This is a genomic window from Clostridium nigeriense (assembly GCF_050585245.1).
GTDB classification, from domain to species: Bacteria; Bacillota; Clostridia; order Clostridiales; family Clostridiaceae; genus Clostridium; species Clostridium nigeriense_A.
This window is the reverse complement of the sequence record NZ_JBNOOF010000002.1, coordinates 517,026-534,777: the sequence shown is the minus strand read 5'-3', so window position 1 is coordinate 534,777 and position 17,752 is coordinate 517,026. Positions and strand designations below refer to the sequence as shown.

Genomic DNA, 17,752 nt, shown 5'->3' with positions numbered 1-17,752 from the left:
TTACATTGTACTACTATTTTCCTTAAATGAAAATTCATGAAAAATGACATAAACTTTAATTTGAGGTAATTCTAGAAAATTATCTTTAAAATTTTCATATTATCATAAAAGTTCTATAATACTTCTTACTTATTTTTCTCTCTTGATTATATAATAAATAAAAATGCTTATTAAAATATCTATTATACTTATTGTAATAATACTATTTCCTATGTATATACCATGCATAGGTCCAATGAAAATTATCACAAAAATAATAAATATTTTAGGATAAAAACTAAAATTCAATAAAATCATTACTAAGATATACATAAATAAATTAACTATCCAAAATCCTAAAAATATCTTTAATAAATTTTTACTTTTTAAATATTTTGCTAATAATATACTTAAAATCCATACTAATAAATATCCTATAGATACTATTATATTTTTACTACTTATAGGCCCTCCTGTTAGAATTTCATTAAAATTTAAGCATAAACCCACAATTATATTTACTATAATTACTATAAGTATAGCTGATTTTTTTATCTTTAACTCTAACTTTTCTTTATTATCATTTTCCATATATCTCTCCTACTCTCTTTTCCTCTATACTATCATTTAAATCTTACAAACCCTTTTAAATAATTCTAACATTTTTCTAAAGCTTCAATTATTTTATTTTTTACAAAAAAAATTAGAGCAAATTTAAATAATTTACTCTAATCATATATACTTATATTATAATTTTTTATTTTTCTCTAACTTCTTTAAGCTTCTCTTCAACTAATTTTATTAGCTTGTCTTTATCAGTTTCATTATTTACAACATCCATCTTATCCATATCTATTATTAGAACTTCTGATGCATTATAGCAATTTTCTACCCATGCATCATAATCCTTCCATAAGAAATGATAATATTCTTTTAAGCTTTCATCTATTTCGAACTCCCTACCTCTTAATGCTATTCTATTCAGAACAGTTTCAAAGGATCCCTTTAAATAAACCATAATATCTGGTGCCTTCTTTGGAAGTTCTTCTAATTCTTCTAACATATTGTGTAAAAGATCTTCATATATTTTCATTTCTAATTCATTAATTCTTCCAAGTTCCATGTTCTTTTTAGCAAAATACCAATCTTCATATATTGATCTATCTAAAACATTATTATTATTTACTAGTGCTTCCTTTATGCTCTTAAATCTTGTATTTAAGAAATATAGTTGTAATAAAAATGGATATCTATTTTTTTGAATTTCTTCTTCACTTTCACTATAGAATAAAGGTAATATAGGATTATCATCTACACTTTCATAAAATACATCTGAATTAAAATGATTCCCTAGAATTTCAGCAACAGAACTTTTACCAAGTCCAATCATACCTCCAACAACTATCAACATGCTTCACCTATCCTTTACTTTTTGTCTTTCTCTATATTACATAATAAAAAAATCACTTTCAAGACTTGACTTTTATTTTTTGCACTATATATTGTATTTAAAATAAATTTTATACTATATATTGTACTTTTCTAAATCTTCACAATTTATCTTCTAATATAATTCTATAAAGACAAAAAGCTGCTGTCACAAAGATCAGCTCAATTAACAATTAATAGTTCAACTTCCTAAATATTTAATATTTCTAAATGAAGAAAAATCCAACCACTTATTATAAAAATCTATAAGCTTATGATTTAAAGAAACTAAAGATTTATATTCTTCTACATATTTATATAACTCTTCATTATTATTTATTTTTATTCTAAATCCTTTTTCATTTATTATATTATAAAATTCATACTTATAATTATCTAAATAAATTATATCCTTAAGCTTTTTATCTCTCACTTTTATAGCTATATTTTTATCAGCAATTATAATATCAAAACTTTTTCCATAATTAAATGTTTCTCCCTTTATTTCAACCTCTTCTCCTACTCTAAATATATTTTGTTTTTTATTAACCTTATTTATAATCTCACCCGGTAAAATAATGTAGTATTCTTCAAAAATATCTAAAATTATTTCTATATTTTCTTTAATAAAAATTGTACCTATATTCTCTTTGCTTCTCTTTAAATTAGAAATTATTCCTCCTCCACTTACATCATAATCATCTATTATAACAAATCGTCCCATAGAATTATTGTCGCTAAACTTATCAAAAGATATTAATTCCTTAGTTTTAATTATTACTTGAGCCACATCATTTAATTTTACTTCATTTACATCAATTAACTCTTTCAAAGTTGTAGCGTCTATTACCTTTTCTATAGAAGAAATCTCACATTCTACCTCTTGAGTAACTAACTTCAATTTATACTTTTTATTTTTATTTAAATTATTTTTACCCATCCATATTATATTTGCTTCTATGGTATCTCCAATTAATGGCCTTGAAGTAATATGCGAAATAATTTCTCCTCTTTTATTATAAAATTCATCTTCTAATATAATTCCTATACTTCTTCCTGTCTCTTCTACTCTTCTTTTATCCTCATCTAAAAAATATTCTATAGATTTTACCTTAGTAATTTTATTAGTTGGTGATATTAAAACTTCATCCCCCGCAGCTATCTTTCCTGATTCTATTCTTCCTGCTATTATTCTTCTATCATCAAATTTATAAACATCTTGTATTGGAAGCCTAAGCCCCTTATCTTCTAACCCTCTTTCCTTTGTAAATAAATCTAATGCTTCTAAAACAGTTTCATCATTATACCAATTCATCTTATGGGATTTTCTTGATATATTCTCTCCATAATAAGCTGAAATAGGAATATACTTTTTAGGATATACACCTAAATTCTCTAAAAACTTATTCATTTCTAACTTAATATTATTAAATTTATCTTCAGCATAATTGATTAAATCCATCTTATTAACTAGAACATAAACTTGTTTTATTCCAAGTAATGATAAAATATAACCATGTCTTTTGGACTGTTCTTGTATCCCTTCATTACTATCAATTATTAAAAGTGCTCCTTCTGCACTTGCTGCACCAGATATCATGTTTTTTAAAAATTCTTTATGTCCAGGTGCATCTATTATTACATAATCTCTTTTTTCACTTTTAAATTTTATTTCTGTTGTATCTATAGTTATTCCTTGTTTTTGCTCTTCTTCAAAGGCATCTAATAGGAATGCATATTCAAATACCTTGCCATCCTCATCACAAACTTTTTTCACCTTATTAATTACTCCTTCAGCTATAGAATTAGTATCATAAAGTAATCGTCCTATTACTGTTGACTTTCCATGATCTACATGTCCAACTGCCACTATCCTTAAAATTTCTCTACTACTCATATTTGCACCCCTACATATACCCTTCTTTACGTAATTTTTGCATTGCATAAGAATCTTCTTGGTCTTGGGCTCTTCCTGCTCTTTCTGAAGTTTTTGTTGCTTTAAGTTCATTAATAATTTCATCAATAGTTGAAGCATTAGAATCTATAGTTCCTGTACATTCAGCACATCCTAAACTCCTATATCTTTTACCATTCTTAGAAAAATACAAATCTATAAGTGGAATATTTTCTCTTTTTATATACTCCCATATATCTATTTCATTCCAATGAAGTATTGGATGTACCCTTATATGATTCCCTTTTGGAAAGTCTGTTTTAAATTGATCCCATAGTTCTGGTGGTTGATTTATATAATCCCATTTTGAATCTCTATTTCTTTCACTAAAGACTCTCTCCTTAGATCTAGATCCCTCTTCATCTCTTCTTATTCCTAAAATTAATCCTTCAAACTCATATTTATTTATTACTTGTTGAAGAGCATCTGTTTTTAAAGCCTTACAACAAACTAATCTACCTTTACTTGGCCCCATTCCACTTTTTACAGCTTCTTCATTAGTATGGACTATTAAATTTAACCCTAATTCTTTAGCAATTTTATCCCTATATTCTATCATTGCTGGAATTTTATAAGTTGTATCAACATGAATAAATTGAAATGGACAATATCCAAAGAAGGCTTTTCTTGCAAGCCATAATAACACTGTAGAATCTTTTCCTATTGACCAAAGCATACCAAGTTTTCCAAACTTCTTATAAGCTTCTCTTAAAATATAAATACTTTGAGCTTCTAATCTATCTAAATGATCCATAAAATCTCCCCCTTATAGCTGTCAAAAATACAGCCAAATTAAAAATCATCTTATTAATATCTATTGGATTCTATTCTATTAGTAGTTACTTCAAATACCTCCTCATTTTTATAAATCTTCCATATTAGATTTTTATTTTTTTCTTTTACTGTCATATAGGCTCCTTGTCCACCTATATCTTCTCCTAAATAATATTCTATTGCCTCCACACTACATTCTTTTAAACAAGCTGTACATCCCCAACAGCTTTCTTCGTATTTTATATAGGCCTTATTAACTTCATTTTTATAAATAAGATTTCCAGGACAAATCTCTATACACTTATTACATCCAACACACTTATCTTTATTAATTCGTATGCTCATAAATCTCTCCTTTTTTTACTATATCTCTATAAATAATTTCTACTTTTTTATCCTTATACACAGAATTTACATATTTCAAATAGTTATTATCTATATTAGGATAATCCTTATTTTCACCATAGCTTCTCCACCTAGTTTCCTTTCTTGACTTCATATGTTTTATTAAAACTTTAGCCACATATAATCTATCTATTAATTCACAAATAATCATTAATTCATAATTATCTTCTGCTTTTAATAAATTACTTTCTTCAAGTAATTTATCTATTTCTTCTTCTGCAATTTTTAAACTATTATTTGTATATTCGTAAAATGTTGATATTCCTCCAGCATACTTGTCCATAATATCTTGCATTTCTTCTTCTATTTCATTTATCTTATACTTTATATCTTTACAATTTCTAAACTTAAACAAAGAATCAAAAAGTTTACTTATTTCATTTTTATTTAAATGTTGGATTTCAATCTCTTCTATATATTTCAATACAGATTTAGCTGCTATTTCTCCTTCAACTAAAGCTCCTGTTACATACTTTTTAGGTGATCCACCAACTACATCTCCACCTGCATATAACCCCCTAATTGTTGTACTCCTATTTATATCTACCCAATATCCACTAGCACTGTGTCCTCCAACTATATATGGTTCAGTTCCGCTTATCTCTACATTTTTATATCTAGGTCCAATATCATTCTCAATCCACTTTAAAGTTTGAGAAGGAGCCATATTTAAATAAGATTTATATAAATCTTTCTCTACTACTTCTTCTATCCCTGCTGTTTCTAAATAGCAGGGCCCTCTTCCTTTTTTATTTTCTTCTATAGTGCTGTATAATCTAATTGAAGTTATATTTTCTCCATAATTTTTTATATATTCTTCACCATATCTATTGATTTGTCTTGCTTTTAATCCTTGTGCAATTGTCCCTGTTGGTGCAATTGTATCCTTACATCTTAAGGCTATAAATCTCATTTCAAAGGTAGTCATCTCTGCTCCTGCTCTTATTCCCATAGCATATCCCCCTCCTGTATTAAAGGGACTATACCACATTTTATGTTTGGAAAATCCAGAATTATTAGGTTTATAAATACCTGAAGCTCCACCTGTAGCACAAATTACGCCTTTGCTATATATTAAATAGAAAATATCTTTTTTTACAGAAAATCCAATAACTCCTATAACTCTATTTTCTTTAACAATATAATCTACAATATTTACGTTATTTAAGATATTTATATTTTTTCTCTTTTTTACTTCATTTGCTAAAATAATCTTTATATTTTCTCCATTTATTTTTATACTTCTTTTTCCACGGGCTATATAGTTATTATTTTCATCTTTTAAAATAGCAACTCCAAACTCTTCTAACCTATTAGTAACCTTATTTAAATTTTCCGCAATAGAATAAACTAAATCTTCTCTTACTATAGATGACCCTTCTTTGATAACATTATTTAAATAACTTTCCTCGCTTTCCCCATTATTTAAATATCCATTTATAGCATTTACTCCTGCTGCAAGACACCCACTTCTTTTTATATTTGCTTTATCTACTATTAAAACTTTTTTATCACTTATATCACCTAATGTTATTGCTGCATAACACCCTGAAGTACCCCCTCCTATAATTAAAATATCAGTTTCTATCTTTTCTATTTCAAAATTCATAATTCACCTCTAATCTTATCTAATTTAATAGTAATGATTAAATTAGATTTTTCTTTTCTAGAAAATCTATTATTTCTGATAAAGACTTCATTATAGAATTCTTAGAAGTATCTATTACTATCTCAGAATTATCAGGCTCTTCATATTCTGAATCTACTCCAGTAAAGTCTTTTATTTCTCCATTTCTAGCTTTCTTATATAATCCCTTAGGATCTCTTCTCTCACATACATCTAACGGACATTTTACAAAAACTTCAATAAAATTATCTCCTATAATATTCCTTGCCATATACCTATCTTCTTTTAATGGTGATATAAATGATGCTACTGTTATAATTCCTGAATCTTGAAATAATTTACATACTTCAGAAACTCTTCTTATATTTTCTTTCCTATCTTCATATGAAAAACTTAAATCCTTGTTTAATCCATGTCTTAAATTATCTCCATCTAATAAATAGGTTAATTTCCCCCTTTTAATTAGAAACTCTTCTAAAAAAGAGGCTATTGTAGATTTTCCTGCTCCTGATAATCCTGTGAACCAAAGAACTACTCCCCTTTGATTTAATAATTCTTCTCTATGCTTTTTACTTATTTTTGTATTTTGCCAAACTATATTTCTTTTCATAATAATCTCCTAAATAGTATAATCTATTATAAAAGTTGTTATATCCTTAGGCCTAATATAGACTTCTTGTCCTACTTTAATATTTAACACTTTATAATTATCCTTATTTATCTGTGCTTCTATAATTTCACTATTATCAAGCCTTATTAGTTCAATATTTACTACTGGTCCAACTGCCCTTATAAAAGTAACTTTACTTTTTATAGCACTATCTTCATTTTCTAATAAAATTTCAATATCATGTGGTCTTACGTAACTAATTTCATTTATTGCCTTAGCCGCATAGTCATCATAAATCTTTGAATTTAATTCTTTAGAATCGTTATTTAATATAAAGTTTCCTTCTTTATCCTCATTACTCTGAATTCTTTTGTGAAACAAATTAACATTTCCCAGGAAATTATAAACAAACTCATTTGATGGATTATCGTATACTTCTTCTGGAGTTCCAACTTGCTCTATTTTCCCTCCATTTAATACAACTATTCTATCTGCAACATCTAAAGCTTCTTCTTGATCATGAGTCACAAAAACACTAGTTATATTAAATTCTTCATGCAGCTTTCTAAGCCATCTTCTTAATTCTTTTCTTACCTTTGCATCTAAAGCTCCAAAAGGCTCATCTAACAAAAGTACTCTTGGCTCAACTGCTAAAGCTCTAGCTAAGGCTATTCTTTGTTTTTGTCCCCCCGATAATTGATTTGGATATCTATTAGCCATATTTTCCATTTTTACTAAAGTCAATAATTCCATAACTTTTTCATTTATTTTTTCATTACTCAATCTTGATTTTTTCTTTTTTACCTTTAATCCAAATGCTACATTTTCAAAAACATTCATTTGTTTAAAAAGAGCATAATGTTGAAAAACAAAGCCAACATTTCTTTCTTTAGTTTTTTTATTTGTATTATCTAATCCGTCAAAAAGTATTGTTCCTTTATCACCTTCTTCAAGTCCTGCTATAATTCTAAGCAAAGTAGTTTTCCCTGAGCCTGATGGTCCTAGTAACGCAACTAATTCACCAGTTTCAATTTTCAAATTTATATTATCAAGAGCATTAAAATTCCCAAATTTTTTGCTTATCTCTTTAATTTCTATACTCAATTAAATCCCTCCTAGTTCTTTACCTTATTTAAATCTTTAACTTTCCATTCTGATATATTCTTTATAATTAAATTAACAACTGCAATAATAGTTAGAATTGATGCAACAGAAAATGCTGCATTATACTGATACTCGTTATAAAGTACTTCTATATGAAGAGGTATTGTATTAGTTAATCCCCTTATATGTCCAGAAACAACTGATACAGCTCCAAATTCCCCTGCTGCTCTTGAAGTTGATAAAATAATTCCATAGAATAATCCCCATTTTATATTTGGTAATGTCACCTTTAAGAAGGTCTTCCATCCACTTGCTCCTAAAATAGTAGCAGCTTCTTCTTCATTATTTCCTAAGGATTCCATTAAAGGTATCAACTCTTTAGCTACAAAAGGCATAGTAACAAATAAAGTTGCAATTATTATTCCAGGTGGTGCAAAAATTATTTTTATATTATTTTCATTTAAGAATTCTCCTAAATAACCATGATTCGTGCTAAATAAAAGAACAAATATAAGTCCTGCAATTACTGGTGATACAGCAAAAGGCAAATCTAGAATGGATAGTAAAAGGCTCTTTCCCTTAAATTCAAATTTTGCTATTGCAAAGGCAGCTACTATACCAAAGATAGTATTTATAGGAACTGTAATTACAATAGTTAATAAGGTTAGTTTTAAAGCTTTTAATGTATACTCATCAGTTATGGCATCAAAGTAAGGTTTAAGTCCATTTTCAAAAGCTTTTAAAAAAACTGAAATTATAGGAACTATAAGAATTAATATTATATAAATTAAAGCTACACTTATCAGAAAATATTTAATTATCTTATTTTCATATCTAGCATTTTTAAATTTCTCTACTTTCATGATTCTTATCCCTCCTGTACTACTAACTTCTTTCTTTTATTTATCCATTGAAGAATGTTAATAGAAAATAGAATGATAAAAGATGAGACTAGTAGAACTAATGCAATAGCTGTTGCTCCATTGTAATCATATTGTTCTAATTTACCCCTTATTAGGAGTGGCGTTATTTCAGTTTCCATGGGTATATTTCCTGCTATAAATACAACTGATCCATATTCTCCTAAAGCTCTTGCAAAGGATAATGTAAATCCTGTTATTAATGCTGGTATCAATTCTGGTAAAATAACCTTTAAAAATGTTTTAGATCCACTTGCTCCTAAACATAATGAAGCTTCTTCACATTCTATATCTATATTTTCTAAAACTGGCTGAACAGTTCTAACTACAAAAGGAAGACCTATAAAAACTAATGCAAGTGTTATTCCAAGAGGAGTGAATGCTACCTTCACTCCCATATTAATAAATACTTTTCCTATAAGCCCGTTGGGAGCATACAAACTTGTAAGGGCTATACCTGCTACCGCTGTTGGCAAAGCAAATGGTATATCTACTATAGAATCAATTATTTTACTTCCTAAAAATTTATATCTAACTAATATCCAAGCTATTAATAAACCAAAAAACAAATTAATCATTGATGCTAAAAATGATGTACCAAAAGAAATGTAATAGGAATGTATTACTCTTTCATCAGTAACTATTTCCATAAATTCACTAAATCCCATTTTAAAAGTATTAAAAAATACTGTAGATATAGGTATTAAAATTAAAATACTAATATAAAAGACAGTAAATCCTATGGTTAAATTAAAACCAGGTATATTTTTATTCTTTTTTATAAATTTCATCAAATATACCTCCATCATTAAAATGCTTTTTTTGAGTTTCTTCCCATCCACCAAATTCTTCTATTGTAAATAACTCTAAATTTGCAAACTTATCTTTATATTTATTTAAAATTTCTTCATTTCTAGGTCTATAATAATTTTCAGCTGCAATTTCTTGTCCCTCATCTGAATACAAATACTTTAAATATTCCTCTGCTATTTCTTTTGTCCCCTTCTTTTCGACTACTGCATCTACTACTGCTACAGGTGGTTCTGCTAATATACTTATTGATGGAACTATTATTTCAAAATCTCCATCCCCCTTTTCGTTTATGGCTAGTAATGCTTCATTTTCCCAAGAAATTAGAACATCCCCAATATTATTTTGAACAAAAGTTGTAGTAGCTTGTCTAGCTCCTGAATCTAAAACACTAACGTTTTTATATAAACTACTTATAAATTCCTTTGCTTTATTTTCATCATTATTATTTTCTTTTAAAGCATATCCCCAAGCTGATAGATAGTTCCATCTTGCTCCTCCAGATGTCTTTGGATTAGGAGTTATTATATTTACGCCTTGCTTTATTAAATCATCCCAATCCTTTATATTTTTAGGGTTACCCTTTCTAACAAGAAAAACTATAGTTGATGTATAAGGTGTTGAATTATTTGCTAGTCTACTTTGCCAATCACTTGCTATAAGTTCTTGTTTACTATTTAATGAATTTATGTCTGCTGCCAATGCTAATGTAACTACATCTGCCTCTAAGCCATCTATTACAGATCTTGCTTGTGATCCTGAGCCCCCATGAGATTGTTGTATATTAACTTTTATTCCTGTCTTTTCTTCATAATATTTTGAAAAAGCCTCATTAAAACTTTCATATAGTTCTCTAGTTGGATCGTAAGAAACGTTCAATAAAGTTATTTCCTTACTTTCAGTATTTTCTTCTTTCATATTTCCACAACCTGTAAGTGAACCTATGGATATTAATCCCAATATGGCAAATCCTATTATTATTTTATTTTTTAACATATTTATTCCCCCAAACAAAAAAGGCTTTATGAATATTAATGAAAATTAATATTCATAAAGCCTCTAATTTTTTAGTCAACTTTATATTAAATATCTATAAATTTATTTTAATCTAAACTTTTCTTCTCTCTCGATTTTTGAAATATGTCCCTTATCCATTGTAATTATTATACTTCCGTAAGCTATTTTATCCAAAGTTTCTATAATGAAATTTAAACTATCCTCTCCTATATTAATATCATGTTTAACAAAGATACTCTCCAGAATAAAATTTTTCATTTAAATTATATTGTATTGGATAACCATCCTGTTTAATTATTGTTAAAGTCCCACTATAAACTCTGTTTAAATTTTCCAATATTTGTCTAATCATTATATTTCCGTCCTGTCTTAATTTTGTACTAGTATAATTTTTAGTCATATTTATAACCACTCCCCACTATAGTTCTAAATATTATTTTTTATTGATTAATAGCTCCCCCTTATAATTATTTACATTTTTCCCATCGGTTTACTATGTAATTATATTATTCTATGCTAGTTAATTTGTCAACCATTTCACAAAATTTATTTTTAATTATTTTAAATAAAAAGATTCACGCAATTTGCATGAATCTTTTTCTATTACATAAGATTTATTATATCTTTTTTTATCTTAATAAACTCTTCACTAGTAACAATATCTTCATTTCTTTCCTTAGGTAAATTAACCTTAATTTCCCCTTTTATAACTGCAGGCTTTTCTGAAATTATATATATTCTATTTGAAAGTAATATTGCTTCTTCTATATCATGAGTTATGAATAATATAGTAGAGTTCATCTCTTTAGTTAAGTCTAAAAGCCACCTTTGCATTTTTCTTCTTGTCATTGAATCTAATGCTCCAAAGGGCTCATCTAAAAGCATAATATCATTGGTAGTTAAATATGTTTTTAAAAAGTTAGCTCTTTGCTTCATACCGCCTGATAATTGAGACGGATATTTATATTCAAATCCACCAAGTCCAAATTCTTCTATATGCTTTTTTACCTCTTCTCTACTTTCTTTTTTACTCTTTCCTTTAAAAATAAGTGGTATACCTATATTATCTATTACCTTTTTCCATGGAACCATCATATCCTTTTGATACATATAGCTTAATTTACCATCTACTTTTACCAAGCCATTATCACTCTTAATAATGTTAGTTAATATATTAAAAATAGTGCTTTTCCCGCTTCCTGATGGTCCAAGTATAGAAACTAGTTCACCTTTATTTACTTCAATATTTATATCCTTTAATATTTCCATATCATCAAAGGATTTAGAAACATTTTTTAATAAAATCTTATTCTGATAAGAATTCATTTGTATAAGCCTCGCTTGCTTTCATTTCCTTATTTATTAATTTATTTTCATATAAGAAGTTAGTATAGTTATCCCATACGCTATCCTTCATTTGTCCCCAAATTTTAGTATCTTCCATATACTTATCTGCAAGATACTTTTGACTTTCTATAGCTAATTCTTCACTGATTTCTGGCACATTTTTCACTAATATCTTAGCAGCATCTTCAGGATTTGCTATAGCATATTCATAACCTTTTGTAGTAGCTTCCATGAATTTTTTAGCTAATTCTTTTTTATTATTAACTGTATCTTCAGTAGTAGCAATAATTGGTGTATAGTAATCTAAAGCTGGATCTAAATCTCTAACTGGTATGTAGTTTATATCAAAACCTCTAAGACTAGCTTCAATATTTGTCCATGCTTCAAAAGTCCACTCAAAATCTAAATTATTTTTAGTTGCTATAAAAAAGTCTTCTGTTCCAGCATCAATCATCTTTAATTTACTAAAATCTGCTCCATTCTTCTCCATAACAGTCTTTAAAATAGCTTCTTCTGATGGACTACCCCATCCACCATAGACTTTATTTTCAAAATCTTTTACAGTTTCTATTCCCTTTTCTTTAGGAGAAGCAAAACCTGATGTATTATGTTGTATTATAGCTGCTATTGCCATAACTGGTAATGGACTATCTGATGTTCTAGCATAAGTTAAATCTTCTTGATAACTAACTGCAAAATCTCCCTTTCCAGCTGCTAAAAGTTGTAGTGATGATCCTTCTGATGGTTGAATAATTTCTACATCTAATCCTAGATCTTTGTAGTATCCATTTTCCTTTGCTACATAAAAGCCAGTATGATTTGTATTTGGTGTCCAATCTAATATTACTGTAACCTTTTGTAAATCTTCTTCACTTTTCACTTCTTCATTTTTGCTACATCCTGCAAATAAAGTTAATGACATTATTGATGCTAATACTACTGATATTATTCTCTTTTTTAACATTATTTCCACCTCTAATTAATTATTTTCCCCTTTTGTATTCTTCCTTTTTTCATTATTCCACGGAGTAAATATTTTTTCTATTACTGAAACTAAAATAAATATCCCCATACTTATAGCTACTATTATTACTATAGCTGCAAACATTTTATCTAAAGCATAGGCACTTCTTGCTCTAGTCATATATACACCAAGGCCTTTATCTCCTCCAAGCCACTCTCCAATTATGGCTCCCATAATACTATAAGTTGCTGCAATTCTCATTCCTGAAAAGAAATTTATCATTCCATAAGGAAGCTTTAAATGTACAAATATATTTAATTTAGAAGCTCCCATTAATTTAAAGTGATTTATTAAATCCTTATCTACACCTTCTAATCCATCTACTATGCTTATTACTATTGGGAAAAAGCATACAATAACTACTACTATTATTTTAGGTAATGCACCAAATCCAAACCAAATAATAAAAAGTGGTGCTAAAGCAATAGTTGGTATAGTTTGTGAAATAACTAAAACTGGATAAAGAGCCTTTTTTATTAATGGCACCATATCCATAATTATTGCTAATATTATAGATAGACCTATAGCAACTATAAATCCTACAACTCCTTCATATAATGTAGCTAAAATATGAGGTATCATAGTTTTAAAATCACTAATTAAGACTTTTATGATATCTGTAGGAGCTGGCATTATATATTTTTCTATTCCACCGCCCCTAACTATTCCTTCCCATATAATCAATAAAATTATTAAAAATACTATAGGTGCTAATTTATTTTCTATATTTTCCGATTTTTTCATCCATAGTCACGCCTTCATCTTTATAGTCTATTTTAACCATAGAACATACTCTTGATGCGCCTTCATTAACGCATATATCTTGAGCTTTCTTTACTATTTCTAGTAAAACATCCAGCTCACCCTCCATTGTAGTTTCCATTGCTCCAACCTCATATTTTACTCCAGTAGATGCTATATATTCTATAACCTTGTCCACTACAGGATAAATTCTTTCTTCAGTAACTGTTGGTATTACTTGAAGACTTACATTACAAAGTGACATAAAATTCTCCTCCTCGTATTTAATTTAATATTAACTTAAGTAATTATCTTAAATCTGATAGAATGATTATTTACAAAAAAAGTGCAACTATTAATTTTGCTTATTCCGTGACTAAGCTCCAAGTCATCACAAAATTAATAGATGCACTTCAAAGCTGATGGATGGAATTTATAAAAAATTAACCTTAGAATAATTTTTTATAAATTCTCCAAAAACAAAAAAACAGCATTCCTGCTTAAGAACGCTGCTTGATAGCTTAATTTGTAATTGAAAACAATACATAATCTCCCTACGTTGGCATTATCCAAATCAGGTTTGTGGGTCAAAATAGTATCAATTTTATCTCAGACAGTTCACTGCCCCCCCAGACAAATTATTAAGTTTATAATTTTATTTTATCATTTTGGTTATAAATGTCAAGTTTATTAATAATAGTTATCTTTCATCTTTGAATAAAAATGTTTAAATTCCTTCACTAAATAATCTTTGAAAATTTTCTTCAACAATAACCATCAACTCTTTAATATGGATATTTTTAAATTCGGCTACTTTTTCATAAATCCTCTTTATTTCACTTGGATATCCATACCTTCCATTCACCCACTCCAGAGCAGTTGGTCCATCAGTTTCTATAAGTAATTTATCTATTGGTATTTTACTAAGTACTTCATAGGTTTTTTCTGAATAACCAATATCCACACTAACAGTGAAATAGCAGCCAAGAGCTATAAACTTCTCTAAAGTACTTATATCTCCACTATACCAATGAATTATTGCTTTACTATAATTATATTTCTTAAGAGCCTCATATATTTCCTCTTCTGCATCCTTCGTATGAAGACTTACTACTTTACTTCTCTTAATACTTTCTTCTAATATAAAATTAAATACTTTTCTTTGAGGTTCAAAGGTATTCTTATCTTCTACCCAAAGATAATCTAATCCTATTTCTCCTATAATTTCACTTTCTTCAATATAAGAAATTAATTCTTGTAAATCCCCTGTATACTCTGCCGCTTTCCATGGATGAATTCCAAAACAAGGTTTAATAAACTTGCTTTTTCTACTATATTCTTTATTTTTAATATAACTTTCAATATCCATACTATTAGCTAAGGTTAATATTTCATTGTTATTTATCTCTTCAATTGCTTTATCTATATTATCTTCAAAAAAATCTAAATGCGTATGACAATCTATATACATGTTACCCTCCTTCACTTTTGTAATGAAAATTATAAACTAAGTATCTATCCACATAATTATTTTTATATTCTTATTTAGAAACTTTTAGTGTTACTGATATAATTTCTGGTCTATTAAATACTCTTAATGGAAATAAGCTATCTCCAAGTCCTCTACTAACAAACATTGTAGTTTTATCACTATTATAACTTTCACTAGTATATTTAGGAAAAAAGCCTTGATTAGGAGCAATAAGTCCTCCTATAAATGGAATTCTAATTTGTCCACCATGAGCATGTCCTGAAAAAACTAAATTTATATTATTTCTAGAATATAAATCAAATAGTTCCGGTCTATGTGAAAGTAAAATCTTAAAGCCTTCAATCTCTGACCAATTGCTTAAATTTCTCTCTATACTACTAGTATCAGTGCCATCTATATAATTAGATGTCAAAAAAGCTGGATCAGATAATCCCAAAAGTTGGATTCTTTCATCACCCCTTTTAATTTCTACATTTGCATCATCTATAATATTAACTCCTGCTTCAATTAGCCGCTCTTTTATTTCAGAATATTTTCCAGACCAAGCCTCATGATTACCTGAAACATAATAAATAGGTGCAATTTCAACTGCTTTATTTATAAAACTCATTGCTACATCTAAATTATACTTACGTCTATCTATTAAATCACCAGTTACAACAATTATATCTGGAGACAAACTTTTAACTTTCTCTAATAACTTAGATTGTTCTTCCCCAAAGTTTTTATTATGTAAGTCAGAAATTTGAACAATATTAAAATCATTAAATTTGGAAGGAATTTCTGAGCTTTCATAATTATAATTAGAAATAACAATACTATTGTTTTGCCATATAGAGAATAAAAAAAATGCAATAACAAATAAAATAATAACTACTAATATCTTCATTATTATATATTTCTCCTTCATATAAATATCTCTTAACTCCTTATTCATCAATAATATATGTTTAGTATATCATTATTTTACTTAATAATATTAGAAAACTACAAATTATATACAAATATATCAAAAATAAAAATATCGTATATCACTCCTGATAATACGATATTCTTATTTATAATTATGCTTTATGATTCATCATAATACTTTTTACTTGTTCAATATTTTCTGGCTTTATTAATTCTAACATTCTAGGAATGAAAGTCATCATATATTCTTTATTAAATGTACCATTATCTTGTTTTCCAAAGCTTTCAGCTAATAATTCTTTAGCTTTTTCTTGATTTTTTTCTTCTACATTTTGCATTATAAATTCAAAAAATTTTTCTTGTCCTTTATTCATTGATATTCTCCTTATTAAATATTTTTTAACATTATATTACTAGACTTTTAAAATATCAATGTTAATTAATTGGAAGCAACTAACTTTTTTATTTAAAAATTTTCAAACTATATAGGATTATTTGTTTTTAAAATATATAATCAAACTTTTTATAAACTTTAGTCTTGGCCTAATAAAAATTTTATTCTAGAATCATTTTTTATGAAATCAAGAGTCTTATCTTTTTTAATTGCCTCTTTCACTATTCTTTCGTATTTATCTTTGCTAATACTCGAATTTACATTAAATTTCATATTCTTATATAGCTTTGAATTCATAGCATTATCCATACTACTTGCTTCATTTACCATTTTTATAATCATTTCTATACTTTTTTCTTTATCCTTCTTTTCTCTTGCTAAAGATAAATCTAATTGATATTTATAGTATGATCCAAAATCAAATACTTCAATAACCTTTTTACAAAACTCCACATACTCTTCTGCTTCACTAAATTTATTCTCTTTGTATAATAGATTTATTATAAAAGATAAAGTTGCAAACACTTCATGAGAGCTTTTCCACAATTTACTTTCATAAATAGCATAAGCTTTATCATAGTCTCCGCTACTTTCAAATAATAATGCTTGTTGAAATTTTTTATCTATATCTATCTCTGGAATCTTATCCAATATCTCTTGAGCCTTTTTATATTCTTTTTTCTCTCTATACATTGCTGACAAATCTAATCTAGCCATAGAAGCTATATTTTCTTTATTGCTTGATGCTACAAGTTCAAGCCACTCAATAATTTTAATCTCATATTTATATTTTTCTTCAATATTAGGTTCTAATAAATATATTCTTAATACTGTTGATATCCCAATTCTTAACTCATCACAATTAGGATATTCTTTAATTAAATCACACCCTCTTTCAAATCCTTTTTTAAAGCCTTCTTTCGATATAATTTCGCCTATCTCTTTTATAAAACTCTTAACTTCTATGTCTGTCAATTCCTTGTTAAATCCTAATAGAGTATTAATATCAATTTTTAAGACACGCGCAAGAGAAGGTAGTAAAGTTATATCTGGATATGATATTCCATTTTCCCACTTATTCACTGCTGGTGCACTTATATTTAAATAATTAGCCATTTGTTCTTGAGTAAGACTTTCCTTCTTCCTATAATACCTAATCACTTCATTTATTTTCATAAGAGTAAGGTCACCTCTATTTCTATCATTAATTAATT

General features: G+C 27.3%; 21 protein-coding genes and 1 riboswitch. All 21 genes read right to left on the bottom strand.

The window, feature by feature from the left end:
* Nucleotides 1-129 precede the first annotated feature (129 nt).
* The 21 genes from ACQPUY_RS05860 to ACQPUY_RS05760 all read right to left on the bottom strand — a co-directional run bounded on the left by ACQPUY_RS05860 (nt 130) and on the right by ACQPUY_RS05760 (nt 17,714).
* Nucleotides 130-570 carry a hypothetical protein gene (locus ACQPUY_RS05860; protein WP_430840188.1) on the bottom strand — a complete coding sequence of 147 codons (441 nt, stop codon included), beginning with the start codon at nt 568-570 and terminating at the stop codon, nt 130-132.
* Between the two features lie 166 nt (nt 571-736).
* The gene (locus ACQPUY_RS05855) at nt 737-1,390 is read right to left on the bottom strand and encodes a deoxynucleoside kinase (RefSeq protein WP_430840186.1); all 654 of its coding nucleotides are present in this window, start codon (nt 1,388-1,390) and stop codon (nt 737-739) included.
* 219 nt (nt 1,391-1,609) lie between these two features.
* Nucleotides 1,610-3,304: a sulfate adenylyltransferase subunit 1 gene (locus ACQPUY_RS05850; RefSeq protein WP_430840184.1), complete on the bottom strand. Its 1,695-nt coding sequence runs from the start codon at nt 3,302-3,304 to the stop codon at nt 1,610-1,612.
* A 10-nt stretch (nt 3,305-3,314) separates the two neighbouring features.
* Nucleotides 3,315-4,115 (bottom strand): sulfate adenylyltransferase subunit CysD, encoded by an 801-nt coding sequence (cysD, locus tag ACQPUY_RS05845; protein WP_430840182.1) that lies wholly within the window; start codon nt 4,113-4,115, stop codon nt 3,315-3,317.
* A gap of 53 nt (nt 4,116-4,168) precedes the next feature.
* Nucleotides 4,169-4,480 (bottom strand): 4Fe-4S dicluster domain-containing protein, encoded by a 312-nt coding sequence (locus ACQPUY_RS05840; protein ID WP_430840180.1) that lies wholly within the window; start codon nt 4,478-4,480, stop codon nt 4,169-4,171.
* Nucleotides 4,464-6,149: an adenylyl-sulfate reductase subunit alpha gene (locus ACQPUY_RS05835; RefSeq protein WP_430840178.1), complete on the bottom strand. Its 1,686-nt coding sequence runs from the start codon at nt 6,147-6,149 to the stop codon at nt 4,464-4,466. The genes ACQPUY_RS05840 and ACQPUY_RS05835 overlap by 17 nt, the downstream gene beginning before the upstream one ends.
* A gap of 37 nt (nt 6,150-6,186) precedes the next feature.
* Entirely contained in the window at nt 6,187-6,777 is a 591-nt protein-coding gene (cysC, locus tag ACQPUY_RS05830; RefSeq protein ID WP_430840176.1) for an adenylyl-sulfate kinase, read from the bottom strand.
* A gap of 9 nt (nt 6,778-6,786) precedes the next feature.
* Nucleotides 6,787-7,881 carry a sulfate/molybdate ABC transporter ATP-binding protein gene (locus ACQPUY_RS05825; protein ID WP_430840174.1) on the bottom strand — a complete coding sequence of 365 codons (1,095 nt, stop codon included), beginning with the start codon at nt 7,879-7,881 and terminating at the stop codon, nt 6,787-6,789.
* Between the two features lie 11 nt (nt 7,882-7,892).
* Complete coding sequence (gene cysW, locus ACQPUY_RS05820) at nt 7,893-8,744, bottom strand: sulfate ABC transporter permease subunit CysW (protein ID WP_430840172.1); 852 nt, start codon at nt 8,742-8,744, stop codon at nt 7,893-7,895.
* 5 nt (nt 8,745-8,749) lie between these two features.
* Nucleotides 8,750-9,607: a sulfate ABC transporter permease subunit CysT gene (gene cysT, locus ACQPUY_RS05815; RefSeq protein WP_430840170.1), complete on the bottom strand. Its 858-nt coding sequence runs from the start codon at nt 9,605-9,607 to the stop codon at nt 8,750-8,752.
* Nucleotides 9,570-10,607, bottom strand: a complete 1,038-nt coding sequence (locus ACQPUY_RS05810) for a sulfate ABC transporter substrate-binding protein (protein WP_430840168.1) — start codon at nt 10,605-10,607, stop codon at nt 9,570-9,572. Before ACQPUY_RS05810 ends, cysT begins: the two co-directional genes overlap by 38 nt.
* Nucleotides 10,608-10,709: 102 nt before the next feature.
* On the bottom strand, nt 10,710-10,802 hold the full coding sequence (locus tag ACQPUY_RS05805) for a DUF2292 domain-containing protein (protein ID WP_430840166.1): 93 nt from the start codon (nt 10,800-10,802) through the stop codon (nt 10,710-10,712).
* Nucleotides 10,803-10,851: 49 nt separating this feature from the next.
* Nucleotides 10,852-11,028 carry a hypothetical protein gene (locus tag ACQPUY_RS05800; protein WP_430840164.1) on the bottom strand — a complete coding sequence of 59 codons (177 nt, stop codon included), beginning with the start codon at nt 11,026-11,028 and terminating at the stop codon, nt 10,852-10,854.
* Between the two features lie 203 nt (nt 11,029-11,231).
* Entirely contained in the window at nt 11,232-11,954 is a 723-nt protein-coding gene (locus ACQPUY_RS05795; protein ID WP_430840162.1) for an ABC transporter ATP-binding protein, read from the bottom strand.
* Nucleotides 11,935-12,939, bottom strand: coding sequence for an ABC transporter substrate-binding protein (locus tag ACQPUY_RS05790; RefSeq protein ID WP_430840160.1), 1,005 nt, complete (start codon nt 12,937-12,939; stop codon nt 11,935-11,937). The genes ACQPUY_RS05795 and ACQPUY_RS05790 overlap by 20 nt, the downstream gene beginning before the upstream one ends.
* 15 nt (nt 12,940-12,954) lie before the next feature.
* Nucleotides 12,955-13,743, bottom strand: coding sequence for an ABC transporter permease (locus tag ACQPUY_RS05785; protein WP_430840158.1), 789 nt, complete (start codon nt 13,741-13,743; stop codon nt 12,955-12,957).
* Entirely contained in the window at nt 13,715-14,005 is a 291-nt protein-coding gene (locus tag ACQPUY_RS05780; protein ID WP_430840156.1) for a thiamine-binding protein, read from the bottom strand. Before ACQPUY_RS05780 ends, ACQPUY_RS05785 begins: the two co-directional genes overlap by 29 nt.
* A 269-nt stretch (nt 14,006-14,274) precedes the next feature.
* A riboswitch (TPP riboswitch) is annotated at nt 14,275-14,382 on the bottom strand.
* A gap of 85 nt (nt 14,383-14,467) precedes the next feature.
* Nucleotides 14,468-15,211: a TatD family hydrolase gene (locus tag ACQPUY_RS05775; RefSeq protein ID WP_430840154.1), complete on the bottom strand. Its 744-nt coding sequence runs from the start codon at nt 15,209-15,211 to the stop codon at nt 14,468-14,470.
* 70 nt (nt 15,212-15,281) lie between these two features.
* On the bottom strand, nt 15,282-16,121 hold the full coding sequence (locus tag ACQPUY_RS05770) for a metallophosphoesterase (protein WP_430840152.1): 840 nt from the start codon (nt 16,119-16,121) through the stop codon (nt 15,282-15,284).
* Nucleotides 16,122-16,296: 175 nt separating this feature from the next.
* The gene (locus tag ACQPUY_RS05765) at nt 16,297-16,518 is read right to left on the bottom strand and encodes a hypothetical protein (protein WP_430840150.1); all 222 of its coding nucleotides are present in this window, start codon (nt 16,516-16,518) and stop codon (nt 16,297-16,299) included.
* 158 nt (nt 16,519-16,676) lie between these two features.
* Complete coding sequence (locus tag ACQPUY_RS05760) at nt 16,677-17,714, bottom strand: helix-turn-helix domain-containing protein (protein ID WP_430840148.1); 1,038 nt, start codon at nt 17,712-17,714, stop codon at nt 16,677-16,679.
* Nucleotides 17,715-17,752 lie beyond the last annotated feature (38 nt).